19 protein-coding genes are annotated in these 16,756 nt (G+C 68.8%); 15 read left to right on the top strand and 4 right to left on the bottom strand.

The window, feature by feature from the left end; genetic code table 11:
- Window positions 1-6 precede the first annotated feature (6 nt).
- From MO1_RS04365 to MO1_RS04315, 11 genes are all read left to right on the top strand, one after another.
- The gene (locus tag MO1_RS04365; RefSeq protein WP_060915292.1) at window positions 7-657 is read left to right on the top strand and encodes a DUF1990 domain-containing protein; all 651 of its coding nucleotides are present in this window, start codon (window positions 7-9) and stop codon (window positions 655-657) included.
- On the top strand, window positions 657-1,874 hold the full coding sequence (gene hemW, locus MO1_RS04360; RefSeq protein ID WP_060915291.1) for a radical SAM family heme chaperone HemW: 1,218 nt from the start codon (window positions 657-659) through the stop codon (window positions 1,872-1,874). Before MO1_RS04365 ends, hemW begins: the two co-directional genes overlap by 1 nt.
- 70 nt (window positions 1,875-1,944) lie before the next feature.
- On the top strand, window positions 1,945-2,979 hold the full coding sequence (gene hrcA / locus MO1_RS04355; RefSeq protein WP_036308766.1) for a heat-inducible transcriptional repressor HrcA: 1,035 nt from the start codon (window positions 1,945-1,947) through the stop codon (window positions 2,977-2,979).
- Between the two features lie 31 nt (window positions 2,980-3,010).
- A complete protein-coding gene (gene dnaJ / locus MO1_RS04350; RefSeq protein WP_036308767.1) occupies window positions 3,011-4,129 on the top strand; it encodes a molecular chaperone DnaJ in 1,119 nt (372 codons plus the stop codon).
- A gap of 2 nt (window positions 4,130-4,131) precedes the next feature.
- Window positions 4,132-4,869, top strand: a complete 738-nt coding sequence (locus MO1_RS04345) for a 16S rRNA (uracil(1498)-N(3))-methyltransferase (protein WP_060915290.1) — start codon at window positions 4,132-4,134, stop codon at window positions 4,867-4,869.
- A gap of 44 nt (window positions 4,870-4,913) precedes the next feature.
- Window positions 4,914-5,261, top strand: coding sequence for a histidine triad nucleotide-binding protein (locus tag MO1_RS04340; protein ID WP_060915289.1), 348 nt, complete (start codon window positions 4,914-4,916; stop codon window positions 5,259-5,261).
- 46 nt (window positions 5,262-5,307) lie between these two features.
- Entirely contained in the window at window positions 5,308-6,336 is a 1,029-nt protein-coding gene (locus MO1_RS04335; protein ID WP_235186041.1) for a PhoH family protein, read from the top strand.
- Window positions 6,333-6,800: an rRNA maturation RNase YbeY gene (gene ybeY / locus MO1_RS04330; protein ID WP_036308772.1), complete on the top strand. Its 468-nt coding sequence runs from the start codon at window positions 6,333-6,335 to the stop codon at window positions 6,798-6,800. The genes MO1_RS04335 and ybeY overlap by 4 nt, the downstream gene beginning before the upstream one ends.
- Window positions 6,797-8,113: a hemolysin family protein gene (locus MO1_RS04325; RefSeq protein WP_036308778.1), complete on the top strand. Its 1,317-nt coding sequence runs from the start codon at window positions 6,797-6,799 to the stop codon at window positions 8,111-8,113. Before ybeY ends, MO1_RS04325 begins: the two co-directional genes overlap by 4 nt.
- Complete coding sequence (gene era / locus MO1_RS04320) at window positions 8,110-9,006, top strand: GTPase Era (protein WP_081416913.1); 897 nt, start codon at window positions 8,110-8,112, stop codon at window positions 9,004-9,006. Before MO1_RS04325 ends, era begins: the two co-directional genes overlap by 4 nt.
- Window positions 9,007-9,044: 38 nt before the next feature.
- Window positions 9,045-9,974 (top strand): quinone oxidoreductase family protein, encoded by a 930-nt coding sequence (locus MO1_RS04315; RefSeq protein WP_060915288.1) that lies wholly within the window; start codon window positions 9,045-9,047, stop codon window positions 9,972-9,974.
- Window positions 9,975-9,992: 18 nt separating this feature from the next.
- Here MO1_RS04315 and MO1_RS04310 read toward each other — a convergent pair whose 3' ends face one another.
- Window positions 9,993-10,619 carry a hypothetical protein gene (locus MO1_RS04310; protein WP_036308782.1) on the bottom strand — a complete coding sequence of 209 codons (627 nt, stop codon included), beginning with the start codon at window positions 10,617-10,619 and terminating at the stop codon, window positions 9,993-9,995.
- Between the two features lie 186 nt (window positions 10,620-10,805).
- Here MO1_RS04310 and leuA point away from each other — a divergent pair, with 186 nt between their 5' ends.
- Complete coding sequence (leuA, locus tag MO1_RS04305) at window positions 10,806-12,566, top strand: 2-isopropylmalate synthase (RefSeq protein ID WP_060915287.1); 1,761 nt, start codon at window positions 10,806-10,808, stop codon at window positions 12,564-12,566.
- A gap of 16 nt (window positions 12,567-12,582) precedes the next feature.
- On the opposite strand, the gene MO1_RS04300 is transcribed toward leuA, so the two are convergent.
- Entirely contained in the window at window positions 12,583-13,269 is a 687-nt protein-coding gene (locus tag MO1_RS04300) for a trimeric intracellular cation channel family protein (RefSeq protein WP_060915286.1), read from the bottom strand.
- A 35-nt stretch (window positions 13,270-13,304) separates the two neighbouring features.
- Here MO1_RS04300 and recO point away from each other — a divergent pair, with 35 nt between their 5' ends.
- Together recO and MO1_RS04290 are read left to right on the top strand one after the other, a co-directional pair.
- Complete coding sequence (gene recO / locus MO1_RS04295; RefSeq protein WP_036308791.1) at window positions 13,305-14,033, top strand: DNA repair protein RecO; 729 nt, start codon at window positions 13,305-13,307, stop codon at window positions 14,031-14,033.
- Window positions 14,030-14,836, top strand: a complete 807-nt coding sequence (locus MO1_RS04290; RefSeq protein WP_060915285.1) for an isoprenyl transferase — start codon at window positions 14,030-14,032, stop codon at window positions 14,834-14,836. Before recO ends, MO1_RS04290 begins: the two co-directional genes overlap by 4 nt.
- A gap of 2 nt (window positions 14,837-14,838) precedes the next feature.
- On the opposite strand, the gene MO1_RS04285 is transcribed toward MO1_RS04290, so the two are convergent.
- Window positions 14,839-15,405: a P-loop NTPase family protein gene (locus MO1_RS04285; protein ID WP_036308794.1), complete on the bottom strand. Its 567-nt coding sequence runs from the start codon at window positions 15,403-15,405 to the stop codon at window positions 14,839-14,841.
- Window positions 15,406-15,465: 60 nt separating this feature from the next.
- On the opposite strand from MO1_RS04285, the gene MO1_RS04280 reads away from it, so the two are divergent.
- On the top strand, window positions 15,466-16,143 hold the full coding sequence (locus MO1_RS04280) for a DsbA family oxidoreductase (RefSeq protein WP_036308795.1): 678 nt from the start codon (window positions 15,466-15,468) through the stop codon (window positions 16,141-16,143).
- A 62-nt stretch (window positions 16,144-16,205) separates the two neighbouring features.
- Here the strand turns inward: MO1_RS04280 and MO1_RS04275 are convergent, their stop codons facing one another.
- A complete protein-coding gene (locus tag MO1_RS04275; protein WP_036308796.1) occupies window positions 16,206-16,700 on the bottom strand; it encodes a glutathione peroxidase in 495 nt (164 codons plus the stop codon).
- Between the last annotated feature and the right edge of the window lie 56 nt (window positions 16,701-16,756).

Genomic DNA, 16,756 nt, shown 5'->3' with positions numbered 1-16,756 from the left:
GACACGATGCGTCGTGGGAGTTTCCAGGCAGGAACCGTCGATTACGCCGCCGTCGGTGGGACACAAGCCCCTGATCTGATGGGGTACCCGCCGAAGGGCACGACCCCCGCGGAGGCGTCGTGGCGACTCGGCAGCGGCGAGAGCCGCTTCGTCACGTCGAGCGAGTCGCTGCTCGGTTGGGGTGCCCAGCGCGGAGCCGGTCTCACGGTCACCGATGTGCGCCCGGCATCCGGGCCCATGTACACCGGCGTCGGCTTCGACGCGGAAGGCAACCCCGTCCAGCCGAGTCGTCTCGACGACGAGCAGCGCTTCGACGCCGACGGGACGCCCTTCGTCAGCGCCGGCGCGACCGCGCACGTCCGCGGGCGCGTCGGAGGAATGAAGGCGGATGCCGAACTGCGAGTCATCTCCGTCACCGACGAGCCGCGGCGGATCGGGTTCTCCCTCGGCACAGTCAGCGGATCGGTCGTGAGCGGTGAGGAGTCGTTCGTCCTCGAGTGGCGCGACGACGACGAGGTGTGGTTCACCGTGCGCGCCTTCGACAAGCCCACCGGCGTGATGTACCGCCTGTGGCGTCCGCTCGTGAAGCGCCGCCGACGGGCGCTCTTCCAGGGCTACCTGCAGGCGATGTCGCCGATGTACGCCACTGGCGCCTGATGGGCTCTGCTCTCCCGCTCGGCGATCCTGCTCCCGCCGACGGCGCGCTCCCGCACGACGTCATGGTCGATCCCGAGGTCGACTTCGGGGTCTATCTGCACGTGCCGTTCTGCCGGGTGCGCTGCGGCTATTGCGACTTCAACACGTACACAGCGACCGAGCTCCGGGGTGCGCGTCAAGACGCGTACGCCGACGACGTCCTGCACGAGATCGCCCTCTCCCGCGACGTGCTCGACGCGCGAGGTCCGCTCCGGCCGGCGCAGACGGTTTTCTTCGGCGGGGGAACGCCGACTCTGCTGCCGCCGGGGGATCTCGCGCGCATGCTCGACGGTGTCCGCGACACGTTCGGCCTCGCAGACGGTGCCGAGGTGACGGTCGAGGCGAACCCCGACACCCTCGCCGACGAGGTGGCGACGACGCTCGCCGCGGCTGGCGTCACGCGTTTCTCGATCGGCATGCAGTCGTCGGTGCCGCACGTGCTGGCGGCGCTCGACCGCACGCACGACCCGGCGAACATCGCGACCGCCGTTGCGGCGGCACGCGCGGCCGGTCTCGCCGTCAGTCTCGACCTGATCTACGGCGCACCGGGAGAGTCTCTCGACGACTGGCGGACGTCTCTCGAGACGGCCACCGCACTCGCCCCCGATCACGTCTCGGCCTACGCGCTCATCGTGGAGGACGGCACGAAGCTCGAGCGGCAGATCCGCCGCGGTGAGGTGCCGGCGCCCGATGACGATCTCCAAGCCGACATGTACGAACTTGCCGACGAGCTCCTCGCGGCAGCCGGGTACGGCTGGTACGAGGTCTCGAACTGGGCGACAAGTCCCGCTCAGCGATCCCGTCACAACCTCTCGTATTGGCGAGGGCAGGACTGGTGGGGGTACGGCCCCGGGGCGCACAGCCACGTGGGCGGGATTCGGTGGTGGAACGTCAAGCACCCTGCCGCTTACGCGCAGCGACTGTCGCTCGGAGAGTCCCCGGCGGCCGGACGGGAACGACCGGATGCGGAGGCCCGCCGCCTCGAGGTCATCCTGCTGCGCTCGCGCATCGTCGACGGCGTCGCGATCGACGAGGCGACCGTCGCCGGGCGGCGGAATGTGGCATCCCTCATCGCCGACGGACTCGTCGACGGCGCGGCGGCGGTGCGTGGACGGGTCGTCCTCACCCGGCGCGGGAGGCTTCTGGCCGACGCGGTCGTCCGCGCGCTCACCGCGTGATCCGAGCAGATCGCGTCATGCGCGGTAGAATTGGCACTCCCAGAACGAGAGTGCCAGCGGAGGAGGGGTGATGGTCTCGGAACGCGGGCTTCAGGTGTTGCGTGCGATCGTCCAGGACTACGTCGACACGCGTGAGCCGGTCGGCAGTAAAGCCATCGTCGATCGCCACCAGTTCGGCGTCTCCGCCGCCACGATCCGCAACGACATGGCGCTTCTCGAAGACGAGGAGCTCATCACCGCACCGCACACGTCCTCGGGGCGTGTCCCCACCGACAAGGGCTACAGGGTCTTCGTCGACCACCTCGCCGACGTCCGTCCCTTGACCTCGGCTCAGCGGTCGGCCATCGGCGCGTTCCTCGAGGACACCGGCGATCTCGACGATCTCCTCGTGCGTACCGTCCGGAGCCTCACGCGGCTGACGGGGCAGGTGGCGATCGTCCAATACCCCTCGTTCGCGCGCGCCAACGTCTCGCACGTCGAGGTCGTCCACCTCGGCGGCACCCGCATCGTCATCATCGTCGTGACCGACACGGGCCGCGTCTCGCAGCGCGTCGTCTTCCTCGCAACCGAGCCCACCGACGACGAAGCCCTGCAGCTCAAGGCCGCAATGGCAGCCCTCCTCACCGGCAAGAGCGTTCGAGACGGCGCCGCGGCGATCGCCCGCACCCTCGAGCACGACGTGCCGGTACCGCGGGAGGAGAACCGCCGGATCGTGCTGCGTGCGATCGGTGAGGAGCTCGAGGAGTTCCGCCACGACCGCATGGTGATGGCCGGGTCGGCGACCCTCGCACGGCGCGAGTCGGACTTCCGCGGCAGCATATACCCGCTCCTGGAGGCGATCGAGGAGCAGGTCACGCTCCTGCGTCTCATGGGGGAGATGGTCGCCGACGACCGTGGCCTGGCGACCAGCATCGGGCGGGAGAATGAGCCGTTCGGGCTGTCCGAGGCATCCATCGTCGCGGGTGATTACGACGCGGGCGGCTCGCAGGCGCGCGTCGGCGTGCTCGGTCCGACACGCATGGACTACCCCACGAATCTCGCGGCGGTTCGCGCCGTCGCGCATTATCTGACGCGTCTGCTCGAAGAAGACGAGAAGTCGCGCTGAACATATCGGCCGGAAGGCCGGAGAGGTGATTGTGGCTGACCACTACGAGGTCCTGGGTGTCGCGCGCGACGCGAGCCCGGAGGAGATCAAGAAGGCTTACCGGCGATTGGCGCGCCAGCTGCACCCCGATGTGAACCCCGGTGAGGATGCGTCCGAGCAGTTCAAGCTCGTGACGCACGCGTACGACGTGCTGAGCGATCCCGACCAGCGGCAGCGCTACGACATGGGCGGCGACGCGAGCGCCTTCGGTGGTGGCGCGGGAGCCGGCTTCGGCGGCTTCAGCGACATCTTCGAGAGCTTCTTCGGGGGCGGCGGTGGCGGCACTCGCGCCGGACGCCCGCGGTCGCGTCGCGAGCGCGGTCAGGACGCGCTGGTTCGCGTCGACCTCGACCTCGGCGACGTCGTCTTCGGCGTGCACCGCGACATCGAGGTCGACACGGCGGTCCTTTGCGAAACCTGCCAGGGATCCTGCTGCCAGCCCGGCACGCAGCCGGTCACCTGCGACATCTGCCACGGCTCGGGCCAGATCCAGCGGACGGTCCGGAGCCTCCTCGGCAACGTCGTGACCTCGCAACCGTGCACGACCTGCCAGGGTTACGGCACGACCATCCCGTACCCCTGCTCGACGTGCCAGGGTCAGGGTCGCGTGCGCGCCCGCCGCACGGTGTCGATCGACATCCCCGCCGGCGTCGAGACGGGCCTCCGGCTCCAGCTGCCGGGCTCCGGAGAGGTCGGTCCCGCCGGCGGTCCGAACGGCGACCTGTACCTCGAAGTGACCGTCGCCCCCCACGATGTGTTCAGCCGCGACGGCGACGACCTGCTCGCCACCCTCGAGGTGTCGATGATCGACGCGATCCTCGGCACGAGCGTCACGATCGACTCGCTCGACGGTTCCGTCGACCTCGACATCCGCGCCGGCGTGCAGGCCGGCGACGAGCTCACCATCCGCGGCCGCGGCATCACCCCCCTCCGCGGTGACCAGCGCGGTGACCTCCGCGTCGGCGTGCAGGTCGTGACCCCGACGCACCTCGACCCGAAGGCGCGCGCACTCGTGCAGGAGCTCGCGAAGCGCGTGCGGCCCGCGCCGCCGCACCTGGCGGAGTTCCACCCCGGCCTGTTCTCCAAGCTCCGCGGCAAGTTCAAGCGCTGATCGTGGCGCTGCACTTCCTGATCGAGGACGCCGGCCCTGCCGGGGCGGGCCAGGTCGTCCGGTTGACGGGCGCTGAGGCCCATCACGCCGCAGTCGTGCGGCGGGTCCGGGTGGGGGAGACCGTCACGGTCGGCGACGGTCGCGGAGTCTGGCTGACGGGTACCGTCCAGGCCGCCTCGCCGAAGGAGGTCGCGGTCGACATCGAATCGCGTACCGACATGCCCGTTGCCTCGCCGCGCACCGTCCTCGTCCAGGCGCTGGCCAAGGGAGACCGCGACGAACTCGCGGTCCAGGCGGCGACCGAACTGGGTGTCGATGCGATCGTGCCGTGGCAGGCCGCACGGTCCGTCTCCCGGTGGGAAGGCGGGAAGGTCGCGAAGGGCGTCGCCCGCTGGGAGTCGATCGCCCGCGAGGCCGCGAAGCAGGCGCACCGACCGTGGCTCGCCGACCTCGAGCAGCCCGTGACGACGCGCGACTTGGCTGCGCGCGCGGGCGCTGGACGGATGCTGGTGCTCGAACCGACGGCATCCGTCGCCTTGTCGCGGGTCGCAATCGACTCCGATGACACGAGCGATGTGATCCTCGTCGTCGGTCCGGAAGGCGGCATTTCGCCCGAGGAACTCGACGCCCTGCAGGCGGCGGGAGCGACGCTCGTGCGTCTGGGCGACACTGTGCTCCGCACGTCGACCGCGGGGCCTGCCGCCCTCGCCGTCGTCAACGCGGCGCTCGGTCGCTGGTGAGCCGAGCCCAACCGGCGCGGGAAGGCGCTGAGTAGACTGGGACGATGAGCGAGCCATCGGTGTTCACCCGCATCCTCCGGGGTGAGATCCCCTCCGAGATCGTTGCGGAGACCGACAACGCCTTCGCGATCCGCGACATCGCTCCGCAGGCTCCCGTCCATCTCCTCGTGATCCCCAAGACCGAGAAGTACCGGGACGTCGTCGAGCTCGCCGCGGGGGATCCCGCCCTCCTCGCCGAGGTCGTGGGACTCGCCAACACCCTTGCCGCCGAACACGCGGGCGGCGACTTCAGACTCGTATTCAACACCGGCCCTGACGCCGGACAAACCGTGTTCCACGTCCACGCACACGTGCTGGGTGGCGGGCTCACGGAAGGGAGACTCGGTGGCTGACAGCGCCGAACCCACCGTCGCGCACATCTACGCCGACGGTGTCGCCATGGTGCAGTTGCTCGGTCCGCAGGACCGACTGCTGCGCACCGTGGAACGCGAACACCCCGATGTGCAGGTGCACGTCCGCGGCAATGAGATCACCTTGACGGGTGACGAGGACGCCGTCGCCCGAGCCCACGACCTCGTCGAGGAGCTGATCGGCATGGCACGCGCCGGCCAGGGCCTCGACCCGAGTGACGTGACGCAGTCGAACCGGATCCTCCGCGAGAACAGCGGAGTCCGCCCTTCGGAGGTGCTCGGCGAGGCCATCCTGTCGTCGCGCGGCAAGGTCATCCGTCCGAAAACGCGCGGCCAGAAGGAGTACGTCGACGCGATCGAGGAGAACACGATCGTGTTCGGTATCGGTCCCGCGGGTACGGGCAAGACCTACCTGGCGATGGCGAAGGCCGTGCAGGCGCTTCAGCGCAAGGACGTCAGCCGCATCATCTTGACGCGTCCTGCCGTCGAAGCCGGCGAGCGGCTCGGCTTCCTCCCGGGGACGCTGACCGACAAGATCGACCCGTATCTCCGTCCGCTCTACGACGCGCTCAACGAGATGATGGACCCCGAGCTGGTCCCGAAGCTCATGGCCTCGGGCACGATCGAGGTCGCGCCTCTCGCCTACATGCGCGGGCGCACGCTCAACGACTCGTTCGTCGTCCTCGACGAGGCGCAGAACACGACGCCCGAGCAGATGAAGATGTTCCTCACCCGCCTCGGCTTCGGCACGCGGATGGTCGTCACCGGCGACATCACGCAGGTCGACCTGCCGCAGGGGGCCTCGGGCCTGCGCCTGGTGACCCGCGTCCTGAAGGACATCGACGACATCCACTTCGCCCGCCTCACGAGCGACGACGTCGTGCGTCACACGCTCGTGGGTCGCATCGTCGACGCCTACACCGCATACGACGAGGAGAAGCTCGTGGCGCGTCGTGAGCGTGATGAAGCGAGCGAGTTCGCGAACCGCGCCGAGCGCCGAACGGGGCTGCGTCCTGCCGGCCCCCGTGACCGACAGCCCAAACGAGGACTTTCATGACCATCGAGATCACCAACGAATCCGGCGTCGAGGTCGACGAAACCGTGCTCCTGCGCCTCACCGAGCACAACTTCGGCGAGCTCCACGTGAGCCCCGATGCGGACCTCGCGATCCTGCTCGTGGATGAGGGTGCGATGGAAGCCCTCCACGTGCAGTGGATGGATGAGCCCGGCCCGACCGACGTTCTCAGCTTCCCGATGGACGAGCTGCGTCCCGGGACCGAGGAGTCGCCGACGCCTCCCGGACTGCTCGGGGACATCGTGCTGTGCCCCCAGGTCGCCGAGACTCAGGCGCAGGCCGCGAAGCACACCACGATGGACGAGCTCGTCCTGCTGACCACCCACGGGCTGCTCCACCTCCTCGGCTTCGATCACGCCGAGCCCGAGGAGGAGCGCGAGATGTTCGGCCTGCAGAAGGAACTCATCGGCGCGTTCCACTCGAGTGAGCGCCGCCGGCGCGCATGACCGAGATACTCCTTCTCGTCGCGGCGGTCCTCCTCGTCGCCCTCGGCGGGCTCATGGCGTCGCTCGAGGCAGCGCTCGATGTGACGTCGCGAGCCGACCTCATCGATCTCGCCGACGAAGCGCGTTCCGGCTCGAGCCTGCGGCGTGTCGCCGCCGATCCCGATGCGCACCGCACGGCCGTCGTCTTCATCCGCATCCTCATCGAGACGGCCGCCGCCGTGCTCGTGACGGTCGCCTTTACGCTCGTCTTCGACAACATCTGGTGGGCGATGCTCGGCGCTGTCGTCGTCATGACGATCGCCTCCTTCGTCCTCGTGGGCGCCTCGCCGCGCGCCGTCGGCCGTCAGCACGCCAAGGGGTTCCTCCGGGTGTGCGCGCCCCTCATCCGCGGCGCACGCATCGTGCTCGGTCCGCTGGCACACCTGCTCGTCCTCCTCGGTGACCGCTTGACCCCCGGCATCCACCGGGGTGCGTCGTTCGCGTCGGAGGAGCAGCTGCTGAGCATGGTCGACGAGGCCGCCTCGCAGGACCTGATCGAGGCCGACGACCGTGACCTCATCCATTCCGTCTTCGACTTCACCGATCGCTTCGTGCGCGCCGTGATGGTGCCTCGCACCGACATGGTGACGATGGATGCCGCGGCCACCACGCAGCAGGCGATGACGCTCTTCCTCGACCGTGGCGTCTCGCGTATCCCCATCGCCGACGGCGAAGCCGACGACATCACGGGTGTCGTCTATCTGAAGGACCTCGTGCAGTTCGCGTACCGCGACGAGACGGCGTGGCGCGGCGTGCCCGTCGCGCAGATCGCCCGGCCGGCCGTCTTCGTCCCCGAGTCGATGCGCGCCGAGAGTCTTCTGCAGCAGATGAAGCGCGAAGCCGTGCACGTCTGCATGGTCGTCGACGAATACGGCGGTGTCTCGGGCCTCGTCACCTTGGAAGACCTCATCGAGGAGCTCGTCGGCGAGATCGCAGACGAGTACGACCTGCGCACGAGCGAGGTCTCGGACCTCGGCGGCGGGCGTTTCCGGGTGAGCACCCGGCTCGCCCTCGACGAGGTCGGCGATCTGTTCGGCATCGAGCTCGAAGACGATGACGTCGACTCGATCGGCGGCTTGTTCGGCAAGGCCCTCGGCAGCGTCCCCGTTCCCGGCGTCCGTGTCGAGCACAGCGGACTCGTCCTGACCGGCGGAACGTCGCTCGGTCGTGGCCGCGGTCTCGCGACCGTGTTTGTCGAGCGCGCCGAAACACCGGACCCTGAGCCGGCCACCAATTCCACCGGAGAGATCCGCGTCTCGCGGGGATCGGAGTGACCGTGAGCGACCGTTCCGGTTTCGTGACGTTCGTCGGACGTCCCAATGTCGGCAAGTCCACGCTGACCAATGCGCTCGTCGGCGAGAAGGTCGCCATCACCAGCGACAAGCCGCAGACCACTCGAAAGGCGATCCGCGGCATCCTGAATCGACCCGGCGGCCAGCTGGTGATCGTCGACACCCCCGGCATCCACCGACCGCGGACCCTCTTGGGCCAGCGGCTCAACGACCTCGTGGACCAGGTGCTCGGCGACGTAGACGCGATCGGGTTCCTCGTGCCCGCCACCGAGAAGGTGGGCCCCGGAGACCGACGGATCGCGGCATCCCTCGACGGCTACGGCCGGGCGAAGAAGATCGCCATCGTCACGAAGGTCGACATCGCCTCTCGCGAGGAGATCACCGAGCGGCTCATGGAGGTCGACGCCCTCCGCGAGGACTGGGACGCCGTCATCCCGCTGTCGGCCGTGACCGATGACCAGCTCGACGTGCTCGCGGACGAGCTCCTGAAGCTCATGCCGAAGGGCCCGCCGCTCTACCCGGAGGGCATGGTCACGGACGAGAGCATCTCGGACCGGATTGCGGAGATCATCCGCGAGGCCGCCCTCGACGGAGTGCGCGACGAGCTGCCGCACTCCATCGCGGTCACGATCGAGGACATGGCGCCTCGCGAGAACAGCGACCTGACAGACATCTACGCGAACATCGTCGTCGAGCGCGACAGCCAGAAGGCCATCATCATCGGTCGTGGCGGGTCTCGTCTGAAGGACGTGGGCGCGCGCGCTCGAGCGGGCATCGAGCCCCTCGTCGGCGGACGCGTGTTCCTCTCGCTCCGGGTGCGCGTCGCGAAGGAATGGCAGCGCGACCCCAAGCAGCTGGGCCGACTCGGTTTCTGACCGGCGGCGACGCCGGCTCTCTACGGAAGGACAAGCGCATGGCACAGGCATGGTTCGCGACGGGTCCGGACGGACTGTCGGATTGGGAACTCCGTGAGGTCGAGGTTCCGGCCCCCGGGCCGGGAGAGGTCACGATCCGGGTGCACGCCATCGGCATGAATCCGGCGGACGTCAAATACCCCACGCGTCCTGGTGCGACGCACCCCTTCCCGATCGGATACGAGGTCTCCGGTGAGATCACCGCCCTCGGCCCGGACACCGTCATCGGTTCGGGGGCTGCGGCGATCGGTGATGCCGTGCTCGCCTTCCGCCTCAGCGGGGGATACGCGACCGAACTGACGATCCCGGCGGAGAAGGCGTTCGCCAAGCCGGAGAACCTCGACCACCCGGCCGCGGCGAACCTGTTCCTCGCCGGGGCGACGGCGGCGGAGCTGCTGGAGCTCAGTCGAGCCGAGCGCGGCGACACGGTTCTGTTCCACGCCGCCTCCGGCGCCGTGGGTGTCAGCTTCCTGCAGCAGGCCGCCGTCCGCGGCGTGCGCGTCGTGGGAACGGCGAGCGAGCGAAACGCCGACGTCGTGCGTCAGTACGGCGGCATCCCGATCACCTACGGCCCGGGGCTCGTCGAGCGGGCGAAGGATGCCGCGGGTGGTGCCCCCTTCGTCGCAGCGCTCGACGGCGTGGGCACCGACGAGGCGATCGACGCGTCTCTCGCCCTCGTCGCGAACCGGGAGCGCATCATCACGATCGTGCGCCGAGACCTCGAGTCGCACGGGATCGTCGCCATCGGCGGAATGCTGCCCGCCAGCGCCGCGTTCCGCGACGCCGTGCGCGGTGACCTCGTCGATCTCGCTCGTCGGGGCCTCCTCAAGGTCCCCGTCGCTCGCAAGTATCCGTTTGCCGAGGCGGTGGAGGCGGCGCGCTTCCTCATGGAGGGGCACCCCGGCGGCAAGCTCGCGCTGCTGCCGTGACGTCGAACCGACTGCCGGTCAGCTGATCTCGCGCAGCGCGGAGCGGATGATCACCTTGCCCGCTCCGAAGTCCTGATCCGCTGCCCGCTGCCAGGTGCCGTCATCCCAGACGACGTCGACGAACACCCACCCGTCCTGCTCCGACGCGCCGAGGAAGGCGTCGCCGATCGCGTCGGGAACCGTCGACTGGATCGACGTCACATCGACTCGTGACGCCGCTCCCCGCTTCCCGTTCGTCGGATCGGCCGCCGCGATGGGATCGAACAGCGCCAGGGGAATCGGTGTGCGGGTCACCGTGAGGGTGTCGCCGTCGAAGGCGCCGTAGACGGCGTAGGTGTTCCAGGTCGCGCCGCCGGACGAGACGGCGTCATCGAGACCGTCCCACGACCATCCGGCGAGCGGGATGCCGCTGCACTGCGGCGGCGCGGATTCGGCCACCGCGCCGAGACACAGTTCGATCGTGGCGCCGTTGTCGAGGACCATTCCCTGCGCGATGACCTCGCCCGTGGGATTTTCCGGCGTGAGTGCGGCGAGGGCAGCACCGGGAGGCGCCGCGTCTCCGCCGGCGTCGGCCGTGGCAGCGCAGGAGGTGAGCAGGAGTGCGGCCCCGGTGAGGACGAGGGCGGCGGAGCGACGGTGCATCATGCCCGGAGAGTGTCGGGCGGGAGGCATCCGTCTCACGTGTCGCCGGGCGCGGGCGGAGGTGTAACGTGTCGGTATGCGCTTCTGCGGCCTCCTTCTTCGTCGCCGCGACGAGTCCTCGATCTAGGACCAACTCGTCGCGGAGGTTGTCGTGGGTCCGCACCAGTGACGAGAGAAGAAGCACCCATCATGCGAAACAACCAGAAGCCCTCCGGCGCCCCGATCCACAAGTACCGCCCGTACCACGAGCAGATCCGGGTCGAGTTGCCCGATCGCACGTGGCCCACGAAGCGCATCGAGGTCGCCCCGCGCTGGTGCGCCGTCGACCTCCGCGACGGCAATCAGGCCCTCATCGATCCGATGAGTCCCGAGCGCAAGCGCGTCATGTTCGAGCTGCTCGTGAAGATGGGCTACAAGGAGATCGAGGTCGGTTTCCCGAGCGCCAGTCAGACGGACTTCGACTTCGTCCGGCAGCTGATCGAGGACGACGTCATCCCTGAGGATGTCACGATCCAGGTGTTGACCCAGGCCCGCGACCACCTCATCAAGCGCACGTACGAGTCGATCGCCGGGGCCAAGCAGGCCATCGTGCACCTCTACAACTCGACGAGCGTCTTGCAGCGCGAGGTCGTGTTCCGTACCGACCAGCAGGGCATCGTCGACATCGCCCTCGAGGGCGCGCGCCTCTGCCGTGAGTACGAGAAGACGATCCCCGAGACGGCCGTCTACTACGAGTACTCGCCCGAGAGCTACACCGGCACCGAGCTGGAGTTCGCGGTCGACGTCTGCAACCAGGTGATCGAGGTCTTCGAGCCGACGCCCGATCGCAAGGTCATCATCAACCTGCCCGCGACCGTCGAGATGGCGACGCCGAATGTCTACGCCGACTCGATCGAGTGGATGAGCCGTCACCTCGCCCACCGTGAGAATGTCATCCTGTCGTTGCACCCGCACAACGACCGTGGCACCGCGATCGCCGCGGCGGAGCTCGGTTACATGGCCGGTGCCGACCGCATCGAAGGATGCCTCTTCGGCAACGGCGAGCGCACCGGAAACGTCGACCTGGTCGCCCTCGGCATCAACCTGCTCACGCAGGGCATCGATCCGCAGATCGACTTCAGCGACATCGACCACGTCAAGCGCACGGCCGAGTACTGCAATCAGCTGCCGGTCCCGGAGCGGAGCCCCTGGGCGGGAGACCTCGTGTTCACCGCCTTCAGCGGCTCGCACCAGGACGCCATCAAGAAGGGCTTCGAGGCGATGGAGGCTCGTGCGACCGCGCAGGGCGTCACCGTCGACGAGATCGAGTGGGCCGTTCCGTACCTGCCGATCGACCCGAAGGACCTGGGCCGCTCGTACGAAGCGGTCATCCGCGTCAACTCGCAGTCCGGCAAGGGCGGCGTCGCCTACCTGCTGAAGACCGACCACGCGCTGGATCTGCCCCGCAAGCTCCAGATCGAGTTCTCCGGTGTCGTCCAGGCGAAGACGGATGCCGAGGGTGGCGAGGTGTCGAGCGGTCAGATCTGGTCCATCTTCTCCGACGAGTACCTGCCCGCGTCGGCAGCGGACGAGAAGTGGGGACGTTTCGAGTTGCTCTCCACGCGGACGCAGAGCGACATGTCGGGTGATGTGGCCCTCGAGGTCACCCTCCGCGACGGCGACGAGCGCGTCGCGGCCACCGGTGCGGGCAACGGTCCGATTGCGGCTTTCCTGAAGGTCCTCGGCGAGCGCGGTTTCGAGATCTCGCTGTACGACTACGTCGAGCACACCCTCGGAGCGGGCGGCGACGCTCACGCGGCCGCCTACGTTGAGCTGCAGGTCGAGGATCAGCGCCTGTGGGGAGTCGGCATCGACGGTGACATCTCGACCGCGAGCCTCAAGGCGATCGTGTCGGCCGTGAACCGGGCGATCCGCAGCCGCAGCCACGCGGGCGAACTCGCGAGCGTCTGAGTCGGGCGGGTCGCCGTCAGGGCTTGATGATGGGAATCGTCGAGGTCTCGACGGCGACCTTCCGCCGGTAGAGCGCGCGCTGCTCCGGCAGCGAGATGTCGAACACGACGGCGAGGACACGGATGACGGCGGTCACCGCGATGCAGGTGATCGCGGCCGGGACCGGACCGACGTCGAGCACGTCGAGCACGGCGAGGACGGCGCAGCCGACCGCGGCGGCGACCGCGTAGAGCGATCCGACGTGCATCATGGCGACGGGGAGCCCCATGAACACGTCACGAAGCAGGCCACCGCCGACGGCCGCGCACACGCCGACGAACACCGACGGGATCGGCGGGAGGCCGAGGGCGAGGGCCTTCGTCGTGCCGAGCGCTCCGAACATGCCGATCGCGACGGCGTCGAGGGCCACGATGACGGCGTTCAGCCGCTGGAAGACGTTGGCGAGCAGCATCCCGACGATCGCGGCGGCCGTCACGGTGAAGAGGTACCCGTTGCTCTGCAGCGCGACCGGCGTCGTGCTGAGGAGCAGGTCGCGGATCATGCCGCCGCCGAGTCCCATGACGACGCCGATGATCGAGACCCCCAGCAGGTCGAGGCGCCGCTGGCCCTGGAAACCCGAGGCGAACAGGGCTCCCTGGACACCGCCGAGGCCCACGGCGGTCAGGTCTGCCCAGAGGGGGATGAGGAACTGCGGCTCGGTCACGCCTTCATTGTCCCTCGTCGCGGGATAATCGATGGGTGCCCACATACCGCGACGAGGTCGTGGTCCTTCGCACCCACAAGCTGGGGGAGGCGGACCGCATCCTGACTCTGCTGAGCCGTCGCAACGGCAAGGTGCGCGCGGTCGCGAAGGGCGTGCGTCGCACGTCTTCCAAGTTCGGCGCCCGGCTCGAGCCGTTCATGGTCGCCGACGTGCAGATGTACAAGGGCCGGACCCTCGACATTGTGCAGCAGGCGGAATCCCTCGGCGCCTACGGGGCCGACATCGCGACGGATTACGACCGGTACACGGCGGCCTCCGCCATGTCGGAGACGGCCGACCGGCTGAACGAGGCGGAGACGACGCCGCAGCAGTACCTGCTGCTCGTCGGGGGGCTCCGCGCCCTCGCCCGTGGCGATCACGCTCCGCGCTCCGTCCTCGATTCCTACCTGCTCCGTGTCATGTCCCTGTCGGGATGGGCTCCCTCGCTTCGGGAGTGCGCCCGGTGCGGAGCCCCCGGCCCGCACGACTGGTTCGTCGCGCAGCTGGGCGGCATCGTCTGCTCGGCATGCGCTCCCGCCGGGTCGCCGCGTGTCAACCCGGAGACCGGCGATCTCATGCGCGCGCTGCTGGCGGGGGAGTGGGACCAGGTGGATGCCGCATCCCACGGCGCGACCGCGGCGTCGTCCGGGCTCATCGCCGCCTACGCGCAGTGGCACACTGAACGCGGCATCCGTTCCCTGTCCCACCTGGAGGCGCCCCGGTGAGTCCCAAGCCCTACACGCATCGCGACGCGGTGCCCTACCGTGCCCTCGACTGGACCGGCGTCCACCCACCGGAGTTCCCGAAGGGCTCGGTCCCCGCACACGTCGCGATCGTCATGGACGGCAACGGCCGCTGGGCGAATCGGCGGGGACTCACACGCATCGAGGGTCACCGGGCGGGCGAGGAAGTGTTGCTCGACGTCGTCGCCGGCGCCGTGCAGGCCGGGGTGAAGCACCTCAGCGTCTACGCCTTCTCGACGGAGAACTGGGCTCGCTCTCCCGAGGAGGTGCGCTTCCTCATGGGATACAACCGGGACGTGCTGCACCGGCGGCGCGACCAGCTGAACGAGTGGAACGTCCGCATCCGGTGGGCGGGCCGCAAGCCTCGGCTGTGGGGCTCCGTGATCAAGGAACTGCAGTACGCCGAACAGCTCACCGCAGCCAACACCGGCCTGACCCTGACGATGTGCGTCAATTACGGCGGACGCCACGAGATCATCGACGCGATGCGAGCCATGGGCGAGGAGATCGCGAAGGGCACGCTGAAGCCGTCCGCGATCACCGAGAAGATGCTCCGGCGTCACCTCTATGTGCCGGACATGCCAGACGTCGACCTCTTCGTCCGCTCCAGCGGCGAGCAGCGCACCAGTAACTTCCTCCTCTGGGAGGCGGCGTACGCCGAGATGGTCTTCCTCGACACGCTGTGGCCGGACTTCTCCCGCTCCGACCTGTGGGGCGCGATCGAGCTCTACCTGTCTCGCGATCGCCGGTTCGGTGGGGCGAAAGACGCGCCGACCGCTTCCTGACCTCAGCCGACGACGTCGGCGGCCGCGCCCGCGAGCCAGCGCTCCACCGCACGGGGGTGGGTGAGCCGCACGACGGGAAGGCCGTATTCAGCGGCGACCACCGGCATCCGCCTCTTCCAGGTGGCGTGCGTGCGCATCTCCCACCGGAGGATGTGGTCGGGGTCGCGGAGAACGGTCCACAGGGGCGGCTCGACGTTGCCGTTCCAGAGGACCTGACGGCGGATGCGGCGGCTGAGCGTGCGGCGCAGGAGCCGGGCGCGCGCAATCCGGCGCGGGAAGTCGAGCCACACAGCGAGGTCCGCCCGTTCGCCGAGGATCTGCCCGCCGCCGGAACTGAAATAGTTCCACTCCGACACCCAGCGTTCGCCGCCGGCGACGCGGCGCACGTCGTCGACGAACTCGGGTCGCGTGGTCCAGCCGGGGCCGTGGAAGAGGGAGTCGAGTTCGGTGTACTCCAGATCCCAGAGCTCCGCGAGGCGGCGCGCGAGGGTCGATTTGCCGACACCGGTCGTCCCCGCGATCACGACGCGGCGGGGCGGGTACGGGAGCGGGTCGTCTGCCGAGAGCATCCGGCCAGCCTAGAAGCGGCGCAGGGAATACGACCAGGGCTCTTGCGCGTTGCACGCGGTGTGACGGACCCCATCAAGATCGACGTGTGGAGCGATATCGCCTGCCCGTGGTGCTACATCGGAAAACGAAACCTCGAGACCGGGTTGGCGGAGGCGGCGACGGATGCCGACGCTCCCCGTGTGGAGGTGACCTTCCACTCGTACGAGTTGTCTCCTGACACCCCAGTGGACTTCGAGGGCACCGAGATCGACTTCCTCTCCCAGTACAAGGGGATGCCGGCGGACCAGGTCGAGCAGATGCTCGAGCGCGTGACCGGCGTCGCCGCCGACGCCGGGCTCGGCTACCGCTTCGACATCCTGAAGCACACCAACACGGTGAAGGCTCACGAACTGCTGCACTTCGCCAAAGAGCAGGGCAAGCAGAAGGAGATGACCGAGCGCCTCATGTCGGCGTACTTCACCGAGGGGCGTCACGTGGGTCGCATCGAAGACTTGGCCGATCTCGCCGGCGAGGCGGGCCTCGACCGCGACGCCGCGCGCGACGCACTCGAGTCGAGCCGCTACCTCGAGGCGGTGCGTGCCGACCAGGCGCAGGCGCAGGCCTACGGCATCCAGGGTGTGCCGTTCTTCGTGATCGACGGGAAGTACGGCGTCAGCGGCGCTCAGCCCGCCGCCGCGTTCGCCCAGATCACCCGCCAGGTGTGGGCCGAGCGTGCGGAAGCACCCGCCGCCAACTGACCCGAGAAGAACGAAGGCCGCATCCCGGTGTCGGGATGCGGCCCTCGTCGTTCTCGGGGGAGTCAGGCGAGAGCGCTCTCGATCGCGCTGATGACCTCGGGCTCGTTCGGCTTCGTCTGCGGGCGGAACCGGTGCAGCTCGCCGTCGCGGGTGACAAGGAACTTCTCGAAGTTCCACATGACAGGACCCTTCGCCCGCTCGGCGTTCGGGCTCTTCTTCAGCGCCTTGTACAGGGGAGCGGCGCTCGACCCGTTGACGCGGACCTTGTCCATGATGGGGAACGTGATGCCCCAGTTGACGGCGCAGTAGTCGAGGATCTCCTCCATCGAGCCGGGCTCCTGGCCCATGAACTGGTTGCACGGGAAGCCGATGACCTGAAGACCGCGGTCACCGTACTGGCGCTGCAGCTCCTCGAGCTGCTCGTACTGCGGAGCGAGCCCGCACTTGGAGGCGACGTTCACGATGAGGAAAGCCTTGTCGCCGAAGCCGCCGAGTGTCGCCTCCTTTCCGTCTGCCGTAACGAACGGGATGTCGCGGAGAGGGGGGATCTCGGTCATGTCTCCACGATAGGGCGAGCGCAGATGCCCGATGCGCTCGCTGTCTGGGAGAATGT

Source organism: Microbacterium oleivorans NBRC 103075, from assembly GCF_001552475.1.
Taxonomy (GTDB): domain Bacteria; phylum Actinomycetota; class Actinomycetes; order Actinomycetales; family Microbacteriaceae; genus Microbacterium; species Microbacterium oleivorans.
Note: the sequence above shows the minus strand (reverse complement) of the source record. Positions and strands in the feature narration are given on the sequence as shown.